Below are 21,003 nucleotides of genomic sequence, written 5' to 3'. Positions count from 1 at the left end.
CGGCTATTTCTTGCCTTAACGTGTTCAGCAAAAAATGATTGAAAAAAAATAGCACGCTAACCACAATATGGGGCGTAATCTCTGCCTTACGGGACGACCCGTAAGCGTTTCTTTCACCGGGGACGGCCCCAACTTGAATTAAGTTAAGGAGCCTGAAATGTCCTGGATCATTCTTTTTATTGCTGGCCTGCTCGAAGTGGTATGGGCAATTGGTCTCAAGTACACCCACGGATTTACCCGTCTGACGCCCAGCGTTATTACCGTCACCGCGATGATCGTGAGTATTGTCCTGTTATCCTGGGCGATGCGCTCGCTGCCTGTGGGAACGGCTTATGCCGTCTGGACGGGTATTGGTGCGGTAGGGGCCGCCATCACCGGCATTCTGCTGCTGGGAGAGTCAGCGAGTCTGGCGCGTATCGCCAGCCTCGCCTTGATTGTAGCCGGAATCGTTGGGCTGAAGCTCAGCACCCACTAATGGGGTTGTTTTACCCAGATAAGTTTTGACACATCAAACCCTTGCCGGGTCGCGACGTCCAGCATCTGCTGTTTCATTTCTGACGAAATCGTTGGCGTGCGGGAAAGTATCCACAGATAGTCGCGATCCGGCCCGCAGACCAGCGCGTGCCGGTACTCTCTGTCGAGCGCGATCACGTTATAGCCGCCATAAAACGGGCCAAAGAAAGAGACTTTGAGCGCGGCCCGTCGCGGGTCGCCCGTGAAGTACGCTTTCCCAATAGACTGTTGCCACATCTCCCGGTCGGGATTATAGCCCCTGTTGATCACCTGAATACCGCCATCATCCATCGGACTGTAATTCGCCGTGACCTTCTCTAAGCCCTGCTCAAACCGATGGTCGAGGCGCGCGATTTCATACCATGTTCCAAGGAAGCGTTGTGCATCAAAAGGCGTGACGACGGTAACGCCAGGCGGTGGGGTAGGGGAACTGCAGGCAACCACTAAAAACGCGGCTGTCACCGCGGCGATAACAGGCAGAATGCGCATAGGAGTTTCCTTACTGTTTTTTGTTAAGTGTAGATGACGGCAAGGAAAATGTGGTTTTTGCGCGGTGTATTTCGCCGGGTGGCCACCCCGTGGATTTTGTAGGCCGGGTAAGCGTTAGCGCCACCCGGCAATGTTTTACTGGAGCGCGTCGAGGATACGGTATGCCGCCTCAACGCGTGCCGGGTTCGGATAGCTTTTATTCGCCAGCATCACAATGCCGAGCTGCTTTTCAGGAATAAAGGCCACGTAGCTGCCAAACCCGCCGGTTGAGCCGGTTTTGTGCACCCATGAGGCTTTTACCGGAGGCGCCGGAGGATTCACTTCTCTCGCGGGCAACGGCGCCAGCGCCACCTTATTGTCGCTACCTTCTACCACGGTTTTAGCATCGACCGGCCAGTTAAGCATTTCCCAGCCTAACCCCTGATACATGGCCCCCAAGCGCCAGTAGCGAGACTGCGCCAGATCAATGCCTTGCCTGAGTGACGCATCCTGAAGGGAGTCCGGCTTCATGTTGACCATCACCCAGCTTGCCATATCCTGCACGTCGGTTTTTACGCCATAGGCTTCAGCGTCGAGCATGCCTGGCGAAACGTGTACCGCTTTATCATCACGGTATCCCCAGGCGTAATGCGCCTCTTCCGCTTTCGGAACGTTAATCCAGGTATGGTCCAGCCTGAGTGGCTTAAAGACCCGCGTCGTTATGGCCTGCTCATAGCTCATGCCGGAAGGTTTGACCGCCAGCGCGCCAAAAAGACCGATGCTGGCATTGGCGTAAAGACGCGTGGTACCTGGCTTCCACTGCGGCTGCCAGTTTTGATAAAAGCGCAGCAGAGAGGCGTTATTCGTGACCTCATCCGGTACCTGTAACGGCAGACCACCTGCGGTATAGGTTGCCAGATCCAGCATGCGAATCCCCTGCCACTGCTTGCCTGTCAGCTCAGGCCAGTATTTGGTCACCGGATCGCCCAGCGATATTTCACCGCGAGCAATGGCATCGCCACCCAGTACGCCGGTGAAGGTTTTACTTATAGAACCCAGTTCGAACAAGGTTTGTGGGGTGACAGGTTTGTTTGCCGCAACATCGGCTTTACCGAAGGTAAAGTAGTGCGGCTGACCCTGATAAATCACCGCCACCGCCATACCCGGAATGGCCTGCGCTTTCATCAGCGGCGTAACGGTCCGTTCCACCACCTCAGCCAGCTGTTTTTCTGACATCGGGGCAGCCAATAACGAGCAGGAGGTGCTGAGCAGCAGGGCGCAGCAAAGGGATTTTGTCATCATCATTTATCTTCCGTAATAGCAGTTCAAGGGAGTGTCCGGGCCCGTCAGACCGCTGTAGTCTGTTGGATTTGACTATGGCTGACAAACGGTTAAATTTAGCATTAGCTGTTAATTTTTCTAACGGACGAGGTCATGACGCGCAGCTATCTTCCTCTTAATTCCCTGCGGGCGTTTGAAGCTGCTGCCAGGCACCTCAGCTTTACGCATGCCGCTATCGAGCTGAACGTCACCCATTCCGCGATTAGCCAGCACGTTAAGGCGCTGGAGCAGCACCTTAACTGCCAGCTGTTTGTCCGCGTTTCGCGTGGGCTGATGTTGACCACCGAAGGCGAGAATTTGCTGCCGGTGCTGAATGACTCGTTCGATCGTATCGCCGGAATGCTGGATCGCTTTGCCAGCCAGCGCGCTCAGGAGAAGCTCAAAATAGGTGTGGTAGGGACCTTTGCTACGGGTATTTTATTCTCTCAGCTCGCGGACTTTCGCCGCTCCTATCCGCATATTGATCTTCAGCTTTCTACCCATAACAATCGCGTCGATCCGGCGGCTGAAGGGCTGGATTACACCATTCGCTACGGTGGCGGCGCGTGGCATGGAACCGATGCGGAATTCCTTTGCCCTGCGCCACTGTCTCCGCTCTGTACACCCGAGATTGCCTCAGTTCTCAAAAGCCCGGCAGATATCCTGAAGTTTACCCTGCTGCGCTCCTACCGACGCGACGAGTGGGCTGCGTGGATGCAGGCAGCGGGTGAACATCCTCCCTCGCCGACGCACCGGGTGATGGTGTTTGATTCGTCCGTGACCATGCTGGAAGCCGCGCAGGCAGGCGTAGGGATTGCCATTGCGCCTGTCGACATGTTTACCCATTTACTCAGCAGCGAGCGCATCGTGCAGCCGTTTGCAACGCAGATTGACCTCGGCAGCTACTGGCTGACAAGGCTACAGTCACGGACAGAAACGCCCGCGATGCGCGAGTTTGCCCAGTGGCTGGTGGGGAAGATGCAGAAATAAAAGGCCCGCCGGATGGCGGGCCAGAAGCGTCAGATGGTGACCACGGCAATCAGCGTCACCACGGTCAGGATGGTCGCCAGACCGTAGAACACCCATTTACCGCTCGGGACATGGATTTTCAGGTCATGCATCGCATGGTGAATACGGTGCAGACCACACCACAGCGGCAGGACGATCATCAGGAAGATGAACACGCGGCCGATAAAGCTGCTCGCGAACGCCAGCACGCGCTCGTAGCTCAGCGCATCGCCCGGGAACAGCCCCAGCGGCAGCATAATGCCGACCAGCAGGATGATGACGGGGGCGATGATGGCACTCCACATGCCGCCTGCGCCAAACAGGCCCCAGAAGACCGGCTCGTCAGAACGTTTTGGATTTGGATTGATCACAGGTGTCTCCTTACCAGAACAGTGCGACAAACAGAATGACCACAGTGACCAGAATCGTCACTGCCCAGAGCCCTTTAATCACCGGCTCTGGCCCCATTTTCTCGCCTTTTACGATGATGTTCGCCGCTTTTGGCGCCAGCTCAAACCAGGTTTTGGTATGAAGCAGCGCGGCCGCGAGCACGATCAGGTTCAGAACCACAATGATCGGGTTTTGCAGGAAACCGACAAAGCTGGCCCAGGCTTCCGGACCGTGTTTGAGGGCAAAAACGCCGTACATCAGCTCAAGGCTGAACCAGACCGCCGGTACCGCCGTGCCTTCACGCAGCATGTAGAAGCGATAAAACGGCAGGTTTTTCCACCAGGTGGACGGCACAGGCCGCACATAGGCTTTGCGTTTAGTCGTCATCATGCACTCCTTAGCGTGGTTTCAGGGTAGCGATAAGAAAGTCTTTCGAGCTTTCTACTTTACCCTGCTGAATTGCGGCGGCCGGGTCGACGTGCTTCGGACAAACTTCGGAGCAGTAACCCACAAAGGTACAGCTCCAGACGCCGTTCTGGCTGTTAAGCTGCGCCATACGTTCTTTTTTGCCGTGGTCGCGGCTGTCCTCGTTATAGCGGTGCGCCAGGGTAATGGCGGCCGGGCCGATGAACTCCTTGTTCAGGCCAAACTGTGGACAGGCGGCGTAGCAAAGACCGCAGTTGATGCAGCCGGAGAACTGATGGTATTTCGCCATCTGCGCCGGGGTCTGGGTATTGGGACCCTGATCCGGCGTGCGCGGATTGCCGATGATGTACGGCTTAATGGCTTCCAGGCTTTCGATAAAGTGGGTCATATCGACCACCAGATCGCGTTCAATCGGGAAGTTGCCCAGCGCTTCGACCTTAATGCCTTTGGTGTATTCGCGCAGGAAGGTCTTACAGGCCAGCTTTGGCACCTTGTTGACCATCATGCCGCAGGATCCGCAAATCGCCATGCGGCAGGACCAGCGGTAGCTCAGGTCTGGCGCCAGGTTATCTTTGATATAGCCGAGCGCATCCAGCAGGGAGGTTTGCTCGTCATAAGGCACTTCATAGAAAGCGCTGTGCGGTGCGGCGTCCACTTCCGGATTGTAGCGCACCACTTCAACTTTCATTTTTTGCATCTCAGCCATTCGCCTTCTCCTTCTTCTCGGCGGCTTCTGCTTCTGCACCGTACACGCGTTTTGCCGGCGGCAGCGTGGTGATTTTCACATCGCTGTAGTCCAGACGTGTGGTGCCATCCGCATCGCGCCAGGCGAGAGTGTGTTTCAGGAAATTGACGTCGTCACGTTCGGTACAGCCTTCGTCCAGACGCTGGTGGGCCCCACGGGACTCTTTACGCGCCAGCGCAGAGTGCGCCATACATTCCGCGACGTTCAGACCGTGGCCCAGCTCGATGGTGTAGAGCAGGTCGGTGTTGAATACGCTGGAGGTGTCGGTGATGCGCACGCGCTTGAAGCGCTCCTGCAGTTCCGCCAGCTTGTCGACGGTTTTTTGCATCAGCTCAGGGGTACGGTAGATACCGCAGCCTTCTTCCATCGACAGGCCCATCTCGTCGCGGATCTTCGACCAGTTCTCATTGCCTTCCTGGTTCACCAGATCTTTCAGGCGTTTTTCAACGTCTGCGACCTGCGCATCCAGCGCGGCACCGTTGGCTTCGCCTGCGGTAGCCGCTCGCTCCATCGCGCGCTCGCCCGCCATGCGGCCAAAGACGACCAGCTCTGCCAGCGAGTTAGACCCGAGACGGTTAGCACCGTGCAGACCGACAGAGGAACACTCGCCGACGGCGAACAGGCCTTTAATCCGGGTTTCGCACTGCTGGTCGGTTTCGATCCCGCCCATGGTGTAGTGCGCGGTTGGACGCACCGGAATCGGCTCTTTCACCGGGTCGACGCCGACGTAAGCTTTCGCCAGCTCGCAGATGAACGGCAGACGTTCCAGCAGTTTCTTCTCGCCCAGATGACGCAGGTCGAGATAGACCACATCGCCGCGCGGCGTGGAGATGGTGTTGCCTTTGCGCCACTCGTGCCAGAAGGCCTGAGAGACTTTGTCGCGCGGGCCGAGTTCCATGTATTTGTTCTTCGGCTCGCCGAGCGGGGTTTCCGGGCCCATGCCGTAATCCTGCAGATAGCGGTAGCCGTTTTTATTGACCAGAATACCGCCTTCACCGCGGCAGCCTTCCGTCATCAGAATGCCGGAGCCCGGCAGGCCGGTTGGGTGATACTGCACGAACTCCATATCGCGCAGCGGTACGCCGTGGCTGAGCGCCATGCCCATGCCGTCGCCGGTGACGATGCCGCCGTTGGTGTTGTAGCGATAAACGCGGCCCGCGCCGCCTGTTGCCATCACCACGGCTTTCGCGCGGATCTGGACAAGCGTGCCTTCCATCATGTTCATCGCCACCAGGCCACGCGCCTCACCGTCATCGACCAGAATGTCGAGGACGAAATGTTCATCGAAGCGCTGAATTTGTGGGAACTGAAGGGAGGTCTGGAACAGGGTGTGCAGCATGTGGAAGCCGGTTTTATCGGCGGCGAACCAGGTGCGTTCAATCTTCATTCCGCCAAAGCGTCGAACGTTGACGCTGCCGTCCGGACGGCGGCTCCACGGACATCCCCACTGTTCAAGCTGGGTCATTTCCGTTGGACAATGATGCACAAAGTAGTCAACGACATCCTGTTCGCAAAGCCAGTCGCCCCCTGCAACCGTGTCGTGGAAATGGTATTCAAAGCTGTCATGATCCTGCGCAACGGCGGCGGACCCTCCTTCTGCTGCCACTGTGTGACTACGCATTGGATAGACTTTTGAAATCAATGCGATTTTAGCGTTGGGATTAGCTTGTGCTGCAGCAATCGCAGCACGTAATCCAGCCCCGCCAGCGCCTATTACGGCAAGATCGGCTTGAAAAGTTTGCACGACATTCCTCCAGATTTTTGTTATTTCGCAACGCGACAAACTAAAGGTAGTTCACCCGTCCAAAAGGACGATTGCGAAAGCGTTTCCACTGCTCCTTTATGGGTAAAGCAGTATAACCGTGTAGATGTCAGGGAAATTTGACGTGTTCGATTTTTTTGCTGTTCTGTCAGGCGATTTATCATGAAGATTGATGAATTACGTCACGTAATTACTCACCTAAATGAAATGCGCTTTTTTACTGCGCAAAATTTGTCTCTGCCCCTGCTAACGAGTAGACTTCGTGCCCTTGTCTGAAATCGGAGAACAACTCATGAGCGAAACGGCCACCTGGCAGCCGAGCGCATCCATCCCTAATCTGTTAAAACGCGCAGCAATTATGGCGGAGATCCGCCGTTTCTTTGCCGACCGCGGAGTCCTGGAGGTGGAAACGCCGTGCATGAGTCAGGCAACGGTAACGGATATTCATCTGGTCCCGTTTGAAACCCGTTTTGTTGGCCCCGGCCACTCTCAGGGCATGAATTTGTATCTGATGACCAGCCCGGAATACCACATGAAACGCCTGCTGGCGGCGGGATGTGGTCCGGTGTATCAGCTGTGCCGCAGTTTCCGTAATGAAGAGATGGGTCGTCACCACAACCCGGAATTCACCATGCTGGAGTGGTACCGCCCGCATTATGATATGTACCGCCTGATGAATGAGGTGGACGATCTGCTGCAGCAGGTCCTGGACTGTTCAGAAGCCGAAACGCTCTCCTATCAGCAGGCTTTCCAGCGCCATCTGGAAATCGATCCGCTGTCGGCGGACAAAGCCCAGCTGCGCGAAGTGGCGGCAAAATTGGATCTGAGCAACGTGGCGGATACCGAAGAGGATCGCGACACGCTGCTGCAGCTGCTGTTTACTTTTGGCGTTGAACCGCAGATTGGCAAAGATCGTCCGACGTTTGTCTATCACTTCCCGGCAAGCCAGGCGTCACTGGCGCAGATCAGTACCGAAGATCATCGTGTGGCAGAGCGTTTTGAGGTCTATTACAAAGGCATCGAGCTGGCGAACGGCTTCCACGAACTGACTGATGCCCGCGAGCAGCAGCAGCGGTTCGAGCAGGATAACCGCAAGCGCACCGCACGCGGTCTGCCGCAGCAGCCTATTGATGTTAATCTGCTTGAAGCATTAAAAGCAGGGCTGCCGGATTGCTCCGGCGTGGCGCTGGGTGTTGACCGTCTGGTGATGCTGGCGCTTGGCGCAGAGCAGCTAGGCGATGTGATTGCCTTTACGGTCGATCGCGCCTAATAAAATGCCGGGTGGCGCTGCGCTTACCCGGCCTACCATTCCTGTCAATTAACCTTTCCATTTCAGCACGACAACATTAAAAACTGCCACATTCTCTATACACGGGTCTTTTTCTTAATTTGCCCCGCATAGCCACAATATTCATCTGGTCTTCTGCTACCATCCGCGCAGTTTAATTCCTATTTGGATGGTTCTATGTCCCAGTCACTCAAAAAGATGACCCTCACCGGGCTCATCCTGATGATATTTACCTCAGTCTTTGGCTTTGCCAACAGCCCGTCAGCGTTCTATCTGATGGGCTACAGCGCGACGCCGTTTTATATCATTTCTGCTCTGTTCTTCTTTATCCCGTTTGCGCTGATGATGGCGGAGATGGGCTCGGCTTACCGGAAAGAAGAGGGCGGGATCTACTCATGGATGAATAACAGCGTCGGGCCGCGCTATGCGTTTATCGGCACGTTTATGTGGTTTTCATCCTACGTCGTCTGGATGGTCAGTACGGCGGCCAAAGTCTGGGTGCCGTTCTCAACGTTTCTTTTCGGTGCCGATAAAACGCAGGTCTGGTCTTTAGCCGGCCTGAGCTCGACGCAGGTCGTCGGGATTCTGGCGGTATGCTGGATGGTGGTGGTCACCCTGGTGGCGTCTAAAGGCATCAACAAAATTGCCCGGATTACCGCCATGGGCGGGATCTCGGTTATGGGGTTGAATCTGGTACTGCTGCTGGTGAGCATCGCTATCCTGTGCCTGAACGGTGGTCACTTCGCGCAGGAGGTGAACTTTGCCTCCTCGCCGAACCCGAGCTACCAGTCCGGGCTCGCCATGCTCTCCTTCGTGGTGTTTGCCATCTTCGCTTACGGCGGCATTGAAGCCGTAGGTGGCCTGGTCGATAAGACGGAGAATCCGGAAAAGAACTTTGCGAAAGGCATTATTTTTGCCGCCATCGTCATTTCCATCGGCTATTCGCTGGCGATTTTCCTCTGGGGCGTCAGCACCAACTGGCAGCAGGTGCTGAGCAACAACACCACTAACCTTGGCAACATCACCTATGTGCTGATGAAAAGCCTGGGGATGACGCTGGGACAGGCGATGAACCTGAGTCCCGAGGCGGCATCGGTAATGGGTGTCTGGTTCGCGCGTATTACCGGCCTGTCGATGTTCCTTGCGTATACCGGTGCGTTCTTCACGCTGATCTACTCGCCGCTGAAAGCGATTATTCAGGGTACGCCAAAAGCGCTGTGGCCCGCACGTATGACTCAGCTCAATACAGCAGGCATGCCTGCCAACGCCATGTGGATGCAGTGTCTGCTGGTGTGCGTGTTCATTTTGCTGGTGTCATTTGGCGGCGATACGGCGTCTGCGTTCTACAACAAGCTGACCCTGATGGCAAACGTGTCGATGACGCTGCCGTACCTGTTCCTGACCCTGGCGTTCCCGTTCTTTAAGGCGAAGCAGGATCTTGAACGTCCGTTTGTGATTTTTAAAACCCGCGCGGCAACGCTGCTGGCCACCACGGTGGTGGTGCTGGTGGTGGCGTTTGCCAACATCTTCACCATTATTCAGCCGGTAATTGAGGCCAACGACTGGAACAGCGCGCTGTGGATGGTAGGCGGGCCTATCTTCTTCTCGCTGCTGGCGATGGGGATTTATGAGAATTACCGTCGACGCGCGATGGCGTACGTCGCAGAAGTGGCGTAGCAGTAATATCCCCCTCCCGAAAGGGAGGGGAGCAGCGTTACAAACTTCCCGCCGGGCGCTTACGCGTCGCTGACGTCAGCGTTCTTCCCGTTTTACGCCCGTCCAGGCTTTCCAGACGCATCTGGAACGGTGGGAACGGCATATCAATACCGTGCTCGCGGAAGCCCGCCAGAATCAGCTGGTGGATCTCATGGCGCAGCGGCATACGGTGTCCCATCTCGGCGGCGTAGATACGCAGCTCGAAAATCTGGATCCCCTGCTGTAAATCCACAAGGAAGACTTCCGGCGCCGGGTTGTCGATTACCAGCGAGCAGCGCTCTGCGGCGGTGTAGAGGATCTGGGTGACCTCTTCGCTGTTGGCGTCAGACGGTGCTGGTACCGTCAGCACCACGCGAGTCACGGAGTCTGACAGCGACCAGTTGATGAACTGCTCGGTGATAAACGCCTTGTTTGGCACGATGATCTCTTTCCGATCCCAGTCGCTGATCGTCGTCGCACGGGTGTTGATCTTCGTGATGCTGCCGGTCAGATCGCGGATGGTTACGGTATCGCCAATGCGGATCGGTTTTTCGAACAGAATGATCAGGCCAGAGATGAAGTTGGCGAAGATCTCCTGTAAGCCAAAACCTAACCCTACACCAAGGGCCGCAACCAGCCACTGCAGCTTCGACCACTCAATGCCGATCATTGAGAAGCCAACCAGCCCGCCAAACAGCATGATCAGATATTTGGTAATGGTCGTAATCGCATATCCCGTTCCCGGGGTTAAATCCAGATGCTGCAGCAGCGCCAGCTCCAGCAGCGCCGGGAAATTGCGCACCAGCTGAGTGGTGATGATCAGCACCAGAATGGCAATCAGTACCGCCCCTAAGGTAATCGGCTCCAGGCTTTCAACACCCTGCACCGTGGACGTCACGTCCCAGAGAGAGATGTTCTCAAGGAAGCCAAACGCGGAGTGGATCTCTGACCACAGGAAGATCACCGACAGGAGGGCAATCAGCATCAGGATGGAACGAACCAGGCGCAGAGACTGGGTGCTGATGGCATCCAGATCCAGTTCGACCTCGTCCGCTTCCGTCGTGCCTTCCGTACTGTTGACGTGGTTTGGCTCTTCCTCACCCCGCGCACGCTGGGCGAGGATCTCAGCCCGGCGATGCTTGGCTCGGTCGAAGGCCAGACGGCGGCGCTGGATCAGCATCCAGCGGCGGATCACGTGGTACACCACCAGAAGCAGGAACCAGATGGCCACCGAGGTTTCCAGCCGCGCCAGCAGCGCCTGCGCGGTTGCAAGATAGCCCACCGCGGCTGCCAGCATCGCAAACAGCGGCGCGCTAAGCAGCAGGTTCCAGAGCAGCCGGTTAAACATGTTTTCACCGCTGCCGGATTTATCCAGATAGAGCGGAATACCCGCGCGTTTCAGGCTGAGCGTGACGATAGCCAGCGCCCCGCATATCAGCATAAAGCAGAGGCGGCCCAGCGAGCCTGAGAATTCCCGGTCGTTGAGATTATCGAACATGATCAGCGCCATTATCAGCGGCACAATCAACCCGATGCTCATCAGGTAGTAACGCATGGCGCGTGCAACGCGATTACGCGGCCAGCCAAAGTGGGTGATAAACAGGCCATTAGGGCGCGCGAAGGTGGCGCAAATCATGACCACCCACAGCAGCGGCACCGTGGCGGTGACGCCATCGCCAATCGCTACCGCGAGCGGATAGGGCCAGGCTTCCCGCAGGCCATACCCCAGCGTCATCCACAGCACCGGCAGCGGAGAGGCGACAAGAATCGACCAGAATACGGTGCGCAGCGTCAGCCAGAAGTGATCCTGGGTGACTTTCCCGACCCTGGAGCTGGAACGCTCCAGGAAACGGGTGAAATGTCTGCGCGAGTAAATGCTGAAGCCCACCAGAATCAACGCTCCCAGCAGCGGGAAAATGGTCTCTTTGCTGGTGAACATCATCACGCTGGCCTGTCCCAGCTGGCTGAAGGTATCCAGTGAAATCAGGCGGCGCAGGTCCTGGACAATCTCAATCGGCCACGAGAAGGTCATCGGACGCACGTCGGACGTCCAGAAGAGATAACGGTGCGTAGCCTCGTTCACCTCTTTCAGCGCATCTTCCAGCTGGCTGTTGGATACTTTTAGCTTGGTCAGCTCCAGAATCAACGTATCACCGCCCTGGAGCAGAGAGTTCAGCAGTTCACGCTGGGTACGCATCTGGGCTTCCAGAATACGGTTTTGCTCGCTGGTCAGGGGCTGTCCGTCAGCCTGACGGATCTGGCGGATTTGCGGCTGCTTGTTGAGAAGATCTTCAAAATGCAGGCGCTGAACGCGCAGCTGGGCCATTTCGGTATCCAGCTGCTGCGGCTTCGGCATCTCCGGCAGACGGGCAACCTGGGCGCGCAACGCTTCGCCGAGAAGGTTCGACGATCCCAGCCACTGTGACTGTTCGCGCAGGGTGTTGAGCGCCTGGCGAACCTGGAGGGTTTGATTGGTGGCCTGACGCTGCTGGGATGCAACCAGATCCATGCGCTGCGCCTGCTGGTTCAGCGCGGCAGAAAGCTCGCGGTTGACCCTGAATTGTTCGTTGATACCGGCAGGCAGGTTTTCGCTGTTTTCAGCGAGCAGTTCTGTACTTTCCAGCGCCCGTTCGGCTTCACGCTGGCGCTGGCTGTTCAACTGATTACGCAGGGCCTGAAGGTAGGCATCAAGCTGCTCGCTCTGCTTTTGCGCCAGCTCGGCGCGCATGCGCGACAGCTCCTGACGGTTGTTGGCAGAAAGCTGCGCCAGCTCGAGTTCATCAACCAGCGCTTTAAGTCGGGCGGATTCAGCCTGAATCCCAAGATTTTGTGCCTGGCTTTGTGCTGAATTGCCAGACTGCGTGCCAACGCGGCGCTCCACCTCGTTTAGCTGGCGGCGGGCGTCGGTTTGCTGCTGCGGAAGCTGGCTGAGCGAGTCGGCGATTTCGCGCGCGCGCTCCTGTTCCTGCTGCGCCAGGCGGCTCTTTTCCAGAAGCTGGCTGCTGACCTGGAGGATCTCCTGGTTTAGCGCATCGGAGGTTAAGCCCGCAGGAACATCGCGCGGTTCGTCACGCAGGTTATTGAGCTGCGCGCGCAGCGTCTGCGAGAGTTTGGGGAAGTTGTCGATAACCTGCTGATACTGCTGAGCGCGCTCAAGAGAGCCTTTCCGCTCCTCAAGCGCGTTCAGGGCAGCCTGGAGCGACTCGACGGTCTCTGGCTGAGCGGGTTTGGCCGCTTTTGCCTGCTCCAGTTCCTGGGTTATCTGTTTGGCGTCGGGGGCTGTCGCTGCGTACGCCCCCATGCTGAGGCACCAGGCCATCAGTAGAACGATAATCGGGCGCACGTCAGCGATCCTTCTGTTGTTAGCCTTCGTCTTTTTTGTCGTCAACCAGCGGGCTGGCGTCGTGCTCGGCCTTGATCTCTTCTTCCGGCAACGGCGCAGGCTCTGCATCTGGCGTCACGAAGGTTTCGGTAGAGACCGCCAGCGGCTGGCCCAGTTTGGTGACCGACAGGCTTTGGAGCTGTTCAGCCAGCTTCACTTTGCCCGGTGCAAACAGGTTGATCACGGTGGATCCCAGCTTGAAGCGCCCCATCTCCTGACCTTTCAGCAGGGCCACAGAGCCTTCCGCTTCACCAGCAGGCCAGGTCCAGCGTTTGATCACGCCTTCGCGCGGTGGGGTGATAGTGCCCGCCCAGACGGTTTCAATGCTGCCTACGATGGTTGCACCCACCAGAATCTGTGCCATAGGGCCAAATTCAGTATCGAACAGACAGATGACGCGCTCGTTACGGGCAAACAGGTTCGGCACGTTCTGCGCGGTCAGGTGGTTTACGGAGAACAGGTCGCCCGGGACGTAAATCATTTCACGCAGGATACCATTACACGGCATATGCACGCGGTGATAGTCGCGCGGTGACAGATAGGTAGTGGCAAACGTACCGTTGCGGAACAGATCCGCCATCAGGTAGTTACCCGCCAGCAGCGCTTCCAGACTGTAGTTGTGGCCCTTCGCCTGCAGGATTTTGTCGTCTTCGATGTTACCCAACTGGCTGATCACGCCGTCTGCTGGCATCACCAGGACGTTAGGATCGGTGTTCAGCGGGCGCACTTCGTCACGCAGCGGGCGCACGAAGAATTCGTTGAAGGTGCGGTAGCTGGCGGTGTCCGGCTTCTGCGCCTCTTTCATGTCGACCTTGTAATATTTTACGAAAAGGTCGATGACCAGTTTGGTCAGCCAGCCCGCGCGTTTGCTTGCGCCCCAGCCCGCCAGGCGAGTGAGCCACAGTTTTGGCAGAATGTATTGAAGCGAAAGTTTAAATGCGTTTAACAAGGTAGCCTCCAGGCCATTGTTTTGTCGTTCCTGATCCGGCGTTAAGCCGCCGGAACCTGAAAAAAGGGGACGATTTTAGCGATGCTTAGCTTAGTTGTCAGTTATCAGAATCAGAAAAGTTTTTACGCGTTTTTACGTCTTCCATGCTCTCAAGAATACGGTGGTAATTCTCGAAGCGGGTTTCCGCGATTTCGCCTTTCTCAACCGCTTCACGGATAGCGCAGCCTGGGTCGTTATCGTGTTTACAGTCGCGGTATTTACAAGCGCCTAAATAATCATGGAATTCGACAAATCCGTTAAAGATTTGTTCCGGCTCAAGATGCCACAAACCGAACTCACGCACCCCTGGGGAGTCAATCACGTCGCCGCCGTGCGGGAAATGATACAGACGCGAGGCGGTGGTGGTGTGCTGGCCCAGACCCGAGACGTTGGACACATCGTTAGTCAGGATCTCTTGCTGGAGGCCAAGCAGGTTGTTCAGCAGGCTCGATTTACCCACGCCGGACTGGCCCGCAAAAATGCTGATACGGTCGGTCAGCGCCTCTTCTAACGGCTTAAGGCCATCTTTGGTGTGGCTGGAGACCATCAGCACGCGATAACCGATCTTGCGGTAGATATCCATCTGCTCATTCACGAAGGCCATGCCGTCGTCATCCAGCAGATCGATTTTGTTCAATACGATGATCGGTTCAACCTGCAGCGTTTCGCAGGCGACAAGGTATCGGTCGATAATATTGAGCGAAAGCTCGGGTAAAATCGCCGAAACAATGACGATCTGGTTAATGTTGGCGGCAATCGGTTTTACGCCATCGTAGAAATCCGGGCGGGTGAGCACCGACGTGCGTTCATGCACGGCTTCAACGATGCCCTTAACCGTGACACCTTCAGCGGCCTCTTTACCCGGACGCCAGACCACGCGATCGCCGGTAACCAGTGAACGGATGGTACGACGGATATTGCAACGGTGAATATCCCCGTCGGCGGATTCGACATCGGCATGCATACCGAAACGGCTGATGACTACGCCTTCTGTCGCTTCACCAAACAGGTTGTCGTCATAATCTGGCTTCTCCGAAGTGGTTTTAAGACGGCGCTGGTGGTTGGCGTTTACGCGGCGCTGCTGCCCTTTGGAGAGTTTATTTTTACTCAATCGCGCTGGCTCCTGGTCGCCCGTAAGGGGCAAAACCTCTATGATACACTCTAATTAATACTAGTTAACCTGCTACTGCCGGTTATGCGAGAAGGGTGGAAAATAACATGAGCGCGGATGAAAATAACCTGATTTGGATCGATCTCGAAATGACCGGGCTGGATCCCGAGCGCGATCGCATCATTGAAATTGCAACTCTGGTGACGGACGCCAACCTGAATATCCTGGCTGAAGGGCCAACGATTGCGGTGCATCAGTCCGACGATCAGCTGGCTTTGATGGATGAATGGAACGTGCGCACCCACACCGGCAGTGGCCTGGTGGAGCGCGTGAAGGCGAGCACGTTCGGCGACCGTGAGGCGGAGCTGGCGACGCTTGAGTTCCTGAAACAGTGGGTTCCGGCAGGCAAATCGCCTATCTGTGGGAATAGCATCGGCCAGGATCGACGTTTTCTGTTTAAGTACATGCCGGAGCTGGAGTCTTACTTCCACTACCGCTATCTGGATGTCAGCACCCTCAAAGAGCTGGCGCGTCGCTGGAAGCCTGAAATCCTCGACGGCTTTAAAAAGCAGGGGACCCACCAGGCGATGGACGATATCCGTGAGTCCGTGGCGGAGCTTTCCTACTACCGCGAAAACTTTATAAAGCTGTGATTTTGAGATCCGGCGCCTTGCGTGGCCGGGTTTTTGTCGTTAAATTGTTCAGCTTGCCGATTAAATAAGCATTTGAACTTAATTTCGAAAAAATCGCTTTAAGGGGGGTTGCAGCTAAAAGGATTTCTCGTATAATGCGCCTCCCGTAACGACAGAGAATTACACGTTACGACAGCAACAAAAGCAGTGCAGATTTGCGGGAATAGCTCAGTTGGTAGAGCACGACCTTGCCAAGGTCGGGGTCGCGAGTTCGAGTCTCGTTTCCCGCTCCAAAATTTGAAAGTATCTCCGGATACGCCCAGCACCAGAACACCCAAGCGGGAATAGCTCAGTTGGTAGAGCACGACCTTGCCAAGGTCGGGGTCGCGAGTTCGAGTCTCGTTTCCCGCTCCAAAATTTGAAAGTGCTTCTAAAGCACGGACCACCCAAGCGGGAATAGCTCAGTTGGTAGAGCACGACCTTGCCAAGGTCGGGGTCGCGAGTTCGAGTCTCGTTTCCCGCTCCAAATTCTTCTTAATCTCTAAAGTATCCACAGCGAAGAAACTCGTTGGGGACGTTTTCTATTGTCTCTGAAATACTCTTGTGAACAGAGTTATCCACAGAAACCGCGCTTAACCTTAACAGGGTTAAAACTTAGCAGGGTGAATAGTAATCCTTTAAATCACTGTATTTAATGGATAAATTTTCATTTCAAAATGTTAGTGAGATCACTTGACCTCTTCTCCAGCCCAGATGGCGCTTGAGTTTGTAATTTTATTCACAGGCTGTGAATAGTTCAGGCATCCCGCGTAAGCCCTTTTTCTATCACCCTCACCAGACGCTGTTTCTTCGGTAGCTGCACCTCGATCGTACAGGCATTACGCTTCTCAATTTGCTGCGCAATCGCCCATTCTATGTGTTCATCAAGAAGTGGGTGCTCACCTCTACGGCTTTCAAGCGCCCGCACGTTCGCTTCATCCCACGGGGCATTCCCCAGCGCGACGGCAACATTACGCAGCCAGCGCAGATGACCGATACGGCGAATGGCCGAACCTTCCGTCACCTTCAGGAACCAGGCCTCGGTCCAGGCGAACAGCTCAATCAGCTGGGGCGCGTGCAGCGCCTTACGCGGGCTGAAATCCTCTTCGTCCGTGAGCTGCGAATAGCGGTTCCACGGGCAGATCAGCTGGCAGTCGTCACAGCCGTAGATGCGGTTGCCGATAAGCGGTCGAAACTCTTCGGGAATGGCTCCTTCCAGTTCGATAGTGAGGTAGGAGATGCAGCGGCGCGCATCAACGGTGTAAGGCTCGACGATGGCACCCGTCGGGCAGATGGTCATGCAGGCCACACAGCGACCACAGCCTTCCTCTACCGGGCCGTCTACCGGCAGCGGTAAATCAATCAGCAGTTCACCCAGGAAGAAGAACGATCCGGCGTCGCGGCTAAGGATAAGTGAGTGCTTACCTGTCCAGCCAAGCCCGGCTTTTTCGGCGATCGGGCGCTCAAGAATAGGCGCAGAATCGACAAAGGGTCTAAAATTCAGCGAAACACAGTGCTGCTGAATAGTTTCCCCGAGTTTTTTTAAACGGTTACGCAAGAGCTTATGGTAATCACGTCCCAGGGCGTACCGGCTGACGTAACCCAAAGAGGGATTTTTTAGCGTGCGCGCAAAGGCCGCGTTGGCGGGTAGATAGTTCATGCGCACGCTGATGACGCGTAATGTGCCCGGCAAAAGCTCGTGAGGACGGGCGCGCGTCATGCCATGACGCGCCATCCATTCCATTTCGCCGTGGTATTGTTTGTCCAGCCAGGCCTGCAGTTTTGGCTCGCTGGCGGAGAGGTCGGTATCGGTAATGCCCACCTTCTGGAAGCCAAGCTCAGCACCCCACTGTTTTATTTTTTGCGCTAATTCATTGAGATCGAGGGGCTGTGACATGACGGACCATACGGTGAAGAAAAACCCCGCAAGTATACCACATTCCATCTGGCATGCGGATGACCTCCGGCGCGCCGAAAAAGAGGCCGCAGACAGCCTCGGAATTACCCTTTATGAACTGATGCTGCGCGCGGGTGAGGCGGCGTTTAACGTTGCCCAGAGCGCCTACCCGCAGGCCGCCCACTGGCTGATTCTGTGCGGTCACGGCAATAACGGCGGCGACGGCTACGTCGTCGCCCGTCTCGCGGTTGCGGCAGGTATCCGCGTGACGTTGCTGGCCCTGGAGAGCGATAAACCGCTGCCGGAAGAGGCTGGCGCAGCCCGGGAGGCGTGGCTTAACGCAGGCGGTGTGATTCATGCGCCTGATATCGTCTGGCCAGAAGAGGTGGATCTGATTGTTGATGGTCTGCTGGGTACCGGGCTACGCAGTGCGCCTCGTGAGAACATTGCCGCGCTTATTGAACACGCGAACAGACATTTCGCGCCGGTAGTCGCCCTGGATATTCCCTCTGGCCTGATTGCACAAACCGGCGCGACGCCCGGGGCGGTCATTCAGGCTGCCCATACGGTGACCTTCATCGCCCTCAAGCCGGGGTTACTGACCGGTAAAGCGCGAGACGTCGTTGGCGGGCTGCACCACAATGCGCTGGGGCTGGAGAGCTGGCTTGCCGGGCAGGAAATGCGCATCGCGCGTTTTGATGCGTCGCAGCTTGCTGCGTGGCTTCCGCCGCGCCGTCCGACGTCCCATAAGGGCGATCACGGCAGGCTGGTGATTATTGGCGGCGACCATGGTACGGCAGGTGCGATTCGCATGACCGGCGAAGCGGCTCTGCGCAGCGGTGCCGGATTAGTGCGAGTACTCACTCGCATTGAGAATATTGCGCCGATCGTAACAGCCCGACCGGAGCTGATGGTGCACGAGCTTACGCCCCAGGCGCTTGAAGAGAGCCTTGAATGGGCGGATGTGGTGGTGATTGGCCCGGGGCTTGGGCAGCAGGCATGGGGTAAACAGGCCCTGCAAAAGGTCGAGAATTTTCGTAAACCGATGCTGTGGGATGCCGACGCGCTTAACCTTCTGGCAATAAATCCGGATAAGCGTCACAATCGCATTCTGACGCCACACCCCGGCGAAGCCGCGCGCCTGCTTAACTGCAGCGTGGCAGAAATTGAAAGCGATCGCTTACTTTCTGCTCAGCGTCTGGTAAAACGTTACGGAGGTGTTGCTGTTTTGAAAGGGGCAGGAACCGTTGTCGCCAGTGACGAGACGCAGGGCATTATTGATGCCGGAAATGCGGGCATGGCAAGCGGCGGCATGGGCGATGTGCTTTCCGGCATCATTGGCGCATTGCTTGGACAGAAACTTCCCCTTTATGATGCAGCCTGCGCGGGCTGCGTGGCCCACGGTGTCGCGGCGGATAAACTGGCCGCGCGTTACGGTACACGCGGTATGCTGGCCACCGATCTTTTTTGCACGCTGCGGCGTGTTGTTAACCCGGATGTGATTGACGTAGAAAATGACTAATCGAGCGATTCCTTTACCTGATGAACAAGCCACTTTAGAACTCGGCAAGCGCGTGGCGCAGGCCTGTCAGGGGGCAACCGTCATTTATCTGTATGGTGATTTAGGTGCGGGTAAAACCACCTTCAGCCGGGGTTTTTTGCAGGCGTTAGGGCATAACGGGAATGTGAAAAGCCCAACCTACACGCTGGTCGAACCGTACACCCTTGAAAATCTCATGGTGTACCACTTCGATTTATACCGCCTTGCGGATCCTGAGGAGCTGGAATTTATGGGGATCCGTGATTATTTTGCCAACGACGCCATTTGCCTGGTGGAGTGGCCGCAACAAGGTGCGGGTGTGCTGCCTGACCCGGATGTCGAAATTCACTTAGATTACCAGGCACAAGGGCGTGAGGCACGCATCAGTGCTGTTTCCTCATCAGGCAGTTCCTTACTGGCGCGACTGGCCGGTTAAGCGTAGGGATGACGGGATGATAAATCGCGTTAAAGGTTGGTTGTTGGCTGCCACCGTGCTGCTGTGCGCGCAGGCCGGGGCGGCAAACCTCTCAGATATTCAGGTATCAAACGGCGAAAGCCAGGCCCGGATCACGTTCAGCTTCATGGGCGATCCTGAATATGCATTTTCACAGCCAGACAGCCACAGCGTGGCGCTGGATATCAAACAAACTGGCGTGATCCAGGGGCTACCGCTGCGGTTCAGCGGTAACAACCTGGTGAAAAGTATCCGTTCGGGAACGCCGCAGGATAGCCAGTCGTTACGCCTGGTGGTCGATCTGACCGAAAAGGGCAAAACGAAGGCGGTGAAGCAGCAAAATGGGGCGAACTATACGGTGGTCTTTACCATCAATGCCGACGCACCGCCACCGCCTCCACCGCCGCCGGTCGTGGCGAAGCGCGTGGAAGAACCGGTGTATACGCCGCGTCCTGCTGAACCTGCGCGTAATCCGTTTAAATCGCAGAACGATCGCATTACTGCGGCAACCAGCAGCAATACGGTGACGCGTCCGGCGGCCAGCGCGCGACGCGCGACGGTCAGCGGTGACAAAGTGATTATCGCCATTGATGCGGGCCACGGTGGGGAAGATCCGGGGGCGATTGGCCCTGGCGGCACGCGAGAAAAAAACGTGACTATCGCTATCGCGCGTAAGCTGCGTTCGCTACTCAATGACGACCCTATGTTTAAAGGCGTGTTGACCCGCGACGGGGATTACTTTATCTCCGTAATGGGACGCTCGGATGTGGCGCGTAAGCAAAACGCGAACTTCCTGGTCTCCATTCATGCGGACGCCGCACCGAATCGTAGCGCCACCGGCGCCTCGGTTTGGGTGCTGTCGAACCGTCGCGCCAACAGCGAAATGGCCAACTGGCTGGAAGAGCATGAGAAGCAGTCTGAACTGTTAGGCGGCGCGGGCGACGTGCTGGCAAACAGCCAGTCCGATCCGTACCTCAGCCAGGCGGTGCTGGATTTACAGTTCGGTCATTCTCAGCGCGTCGGGTATGATGTCGCCACTAACGTATTGAACCAGCTGCAAAGCATTGGCGTGCTGCATAAGCGTCGTCCGGAACATGCCAGCCTCGGCGTTCTGCGATCGCCGGATATCCCGTCCATCCTTGTAGAGACGGGCTTTATTAGTAACAACGGTGAAGAGCGTCTGTTGGGAAGCGACAGCTATCAGCAGCAAATTGCCGAAGCGATTTATAACGGTCTGCGTAAATACTTTGATGCCCATCCGCTGCAGTCCGCGCCGCAGAGCGGCGCTGCCCAGACGGCCAGTGCAGCGCTACCGGGTGAGATGACCGCGACCAACTAAGGAGAA

18 protein-coding genes and 3 tRNA genes are annotated in these 21,003 nt (G+C 56.4%); 11 read left to right on the top strand and 10 right to left on the bottom strand.

The features are described 5' to 3' along the window. Positions 1-157: 157 nt before the first annotated feature. Positions 158-475, top strand: a complete 318-nt coding sequence (gene sugE, locus V4835_RS21565; RefSeq protein ID WP_008502938.1) for a quaternary ammonium compound efflux SMR transporter SugE — start codon at positions 158-160, stop codon at positions 473-475. On the opposite strand, the gene V4835_RS21560 is transcribed toward sugE, so the two are convergent. Together V4835_RS21560 and blaACT are read right to left on the bottom strand one after the other, a co-directional pair. After that, a complete protein-coding gene (locus V4835_RS21560) occupies positions 472-1,002 on the bottom strand; it encodes a lipocalin family protein (RefSeq protein WP_045888999.1) in 531 nt (176 codons plus the stop codon). The genes sugE and V4835_RS21560 overlap by 4 nt on opposite strands. A 135-nt stretch (positions 1,003-1,137) precedes the next feature. Beyond that, entirely contained in the window at positions 1,138-2,283 is a 1,146-nt protein-coding gene (blaACT, locus tag V4835_RS21555; RefSeq protein WP_331414155.1) for an ACT family cephalosporin-hydrolyzing class C beta-lactamase, read from the bottom strand. A 132-nt stretch (positions 2,284-2,415) separates the two neighbouring features. Here blaACT and ampR point away from each other — a divergent pair, with 132 nt between their 5' ends. Continuing rightward, positions 2,416-3,291 (top strand): LysR family transcriptional regulator AmpR, encoded by an 876-nt coding sequence (gene ampR / locus V4835_RS21550; protein ID WP_331413653.1) that lies wholly within the window; start codon positions 2,416-2,418, stop codon positions 3,289-3,291. Between the two features lie 29 nt (positions 3,292-3,320). Here ampR and frdD read toward each other — a convergent pair whose 3' ends face one another. Genes frdD through frdA form a run of 4 tightly spaced genes read right to left on the bottom strand, consistent with a single transcriptional unit; the run spans position 3,321 to position 6,614 of the window. Further along, positions 3,321-3,680 (bottom strand): fumarate reductase subunit FrdD, encoded by a 360-nt coding sequence (frdD, locus tag V4835_RS21545; RefSeq protein WP_000609653.1) that lies wholly within the window; start codon positions 3,678-3,680, stop codon positions 3,321-3,323. 10 nt (positions 3,681-3,690) lie between these two features. After that, a complete protein-coding gene (gene frdC / locus V4835_RS21540) occupies positions 3,691-4,086 on the bottom strand; it encodes a fumarate reductase subunit FrdC (RefSeq protein WP_029739890.1) in 396 nt (131 codons plus the stop codon). 10 nt (positions 4,087-4,096) lie between these two features. Beyond that, entirely contained in the window at positions 4,097-4,831 is a 735-nt protein-coding gene (locus tag V4835_RS21535; RefSeq protein WP_023310124.1) for a succinate dehydrogenase/fumarate reductase iron-sulfur subunit, read from the bottom strand. Beyond that, entirely contained in the window at positions 4,824-6,614 is a 1,791-nt protein-coding gene (gene frdA, locus V4835_RS21530; RefSeq protein WP_063144110.1) for a fumarate reductase (quinol) flavoprotein subunit, read from the bottom strand. Before frdA ends, V4835_RS21535 begins: the two co-directional genes overlap by 8 nt. Before the next feature lie 310 nt (positions 6,615-6,924). On the opposite strand from frdA, the gene epmA reads away from it, so the two are divergent. Further along, positions 6,925-7,902, top strand: coding sequence for an elongation factor P--(R)-beta-lysine ligase (gene epmA / locus V4835_RS21525; RefSeq protein WP_331413652.1), 978 nt, complete (start codon positions 6,925-6,927; stop codon positions 7,900-7,902). Between the two features lie 195 nt (positions 7,903-8,097). Then, entirely contained in the window at positions 8,098-9,597 is a 1,500-nt protein-coding gene (gene yjeM, locus V4835_RS21520) for a glutamate/gamma-aminobutyrate family transporter YjeM (protein WP_331413650.1), read from the top strand. Positions 9,598-9,634: 37 nt separating this feature from the next. Here yjeM and mscM read toward each other — a convergent pair whose 3' ends face one another. From mscM to rsgA, 3 genes are all read right to left on the bottom strand, one after another. Next, positions 9,635-12,958, bottom strand: a complete 3,324-nt coding sequence (gene mscM, locus V4835_RS21515; RefSeq protein ID WP_063144107.1) for a miniconductance mechanosensitive channel MscM — start codon at positions 12,956-12,958, stop codon at positions 9,635-9,637. Between the two features lie 19 nt (positions 12,959-12,977). Continuing rightward, positions 12,978-13,946 (bottom strand): archaetidylserine decarboxylase, encoded by a 969-nt coding sequence (gene asd, locus V4835_RS21510; protein ID WP_063144106.1) that lies wholly within the window; start codon positions 13,944-13,946, stop codon positions 12,978-12,980. A 97-nt stretch (positions 13,947-14,043) separates the two neighbouring features. After that, positions 14,044-15,096, bottom strand: a complete 1,053-nt coding sequence (gene rsgA / locus V4835_RS21505) for a small ribosomal subunit biogenesis GTPase RsgA (protein ID WP_023334242.1) — start codon at positions 15,094-15,096, stop codon at positions 14,044-14,046. Between the two features lie 107 nt (positions 15,097-15,203). On the opposite strand from rsgA, the gene orn reads away from it, so the two are divergent. The 4 genes from orn to V4835_RS21485 all read left to right on the top strand — a co-directional run bounded on the left by orn (position 15,204) and on the right by V4835_RS21485 (position 16,254). Further along, positions 15,204-15,749 (top strand): oligoribonuclease, encoded by a 546-nt coding sequence (gene orn, locus V4835_RS21500; RefSeq protein ID WP_023310130.1) that lies wholly within the window; start codon positions 15,204-15,206, stop codon positions 15,747-15,749. 196 nt (positions 15,750-15,945) lie between these two features. Beyond that, positions 15,946-16,021, top strand: a tRNA-Gly gene (locus V4835_RS21495). Between the two features lie 45 nt (positions 16,022-16,066). After that, positions 16,067-16,142: transfer RNA gene (locus V4835_RS21490), tRNA-Gly, on the top strand. 36 nt (positions 16,143-16,178) lie between these two features. After that, positions 16,179-16,254, top strand: a tRNA-Gly gene (locus V4835_RS21485). 270 nt (positions 16,255-16,524) lie between these two features. On the opposite strand, the gene queG is transcribed toward V4835_RS21485, so the two are convergent. Beyond that, positions 16,525-17,664 (bottom strand): tRNA epoxyqueuosine(34) reductase QueG, encoded by a 1,140-nt coding sequence (queG, locus tag V4835_RS21480; RefSeq protein WP_331413647.1) that lies wholly within the window; start codon positions 17,662-17,664, stop codon positions 16,525-16,527. Here queG and nnr point away from each other — a divergent pair. Genes nnr through amiB form a run of 3 tightly spaced genes read left to right on the top strand, consistent with a single transcriptional unit; the run spans position 17,663 to position 20,997 of the window. Next, positions 17,663-19,186 carry a bifunctional ADP-dependent NAD(P)H-hydrate dehydratase/NAD(P)H-hydrate epimerase gene (gene nnr, locus V4835_RS21475; RefSeq protein WP_331413646.1) on the top strand — a complete coding sequence of 508 codons (1,524 nt, stop codon included), beginning with the start codon at positions 17,663-17,665 and terminating at the stop codon, positions 19,184-19,186. The genes queG and nnr overlap by 2 nt on opposite strands. Continuing rightward, a complete protein-coding gene (gene tsaE, locus V4835_RS21470; protein WP_013095283.1) occupies positions 19,179-19,640 on the top strand; it encodes a tRNA (adenosine(37)-N6)-threonylcarbamoyltransferase complex ATPase subunit type 1 TsaE in 462 nt (153 codons plus the stop codon). Before nnr ends, tsaE begins: the two co-directional genes overlap by 8 nt. A 16-nt stretch (positions 19,641-19,656) precedes the next feature. Then, positions 19,657-20,997 carry an N-acetylmuramoyl-L-alanine amidase AmiB gene (gene amiB / locus V4835_RS21465; RefSeq protein ID WP_063144101.1) on the top strand — a complete coding sequence of 447 codons (1,341 nt, stop codon included), beginning with the start codon at positions 19,657-19,659 and terminating at the stop codon, positions 20,995-20,997. The last annotated feature ends 6 nt before the right edge of the window (positions 20,998-21,003 follow it).

The sequence above is a fragment of the Enterobacter cloacae complex sp. CARB60 genome, from assembly GCF_036487345.1.
Classification (GTDB): Bacteria; Pseudomonadota; Gammaproteobacteria; order Enterobacterales; family Enterobacteriaceae; genus Enterobacter; species Enterobacter asburiae_D.
Note: the sequence above shows the minus strand (reverse complement) of the source record. Positions and strands in the feature narration are given on the sequence as shown.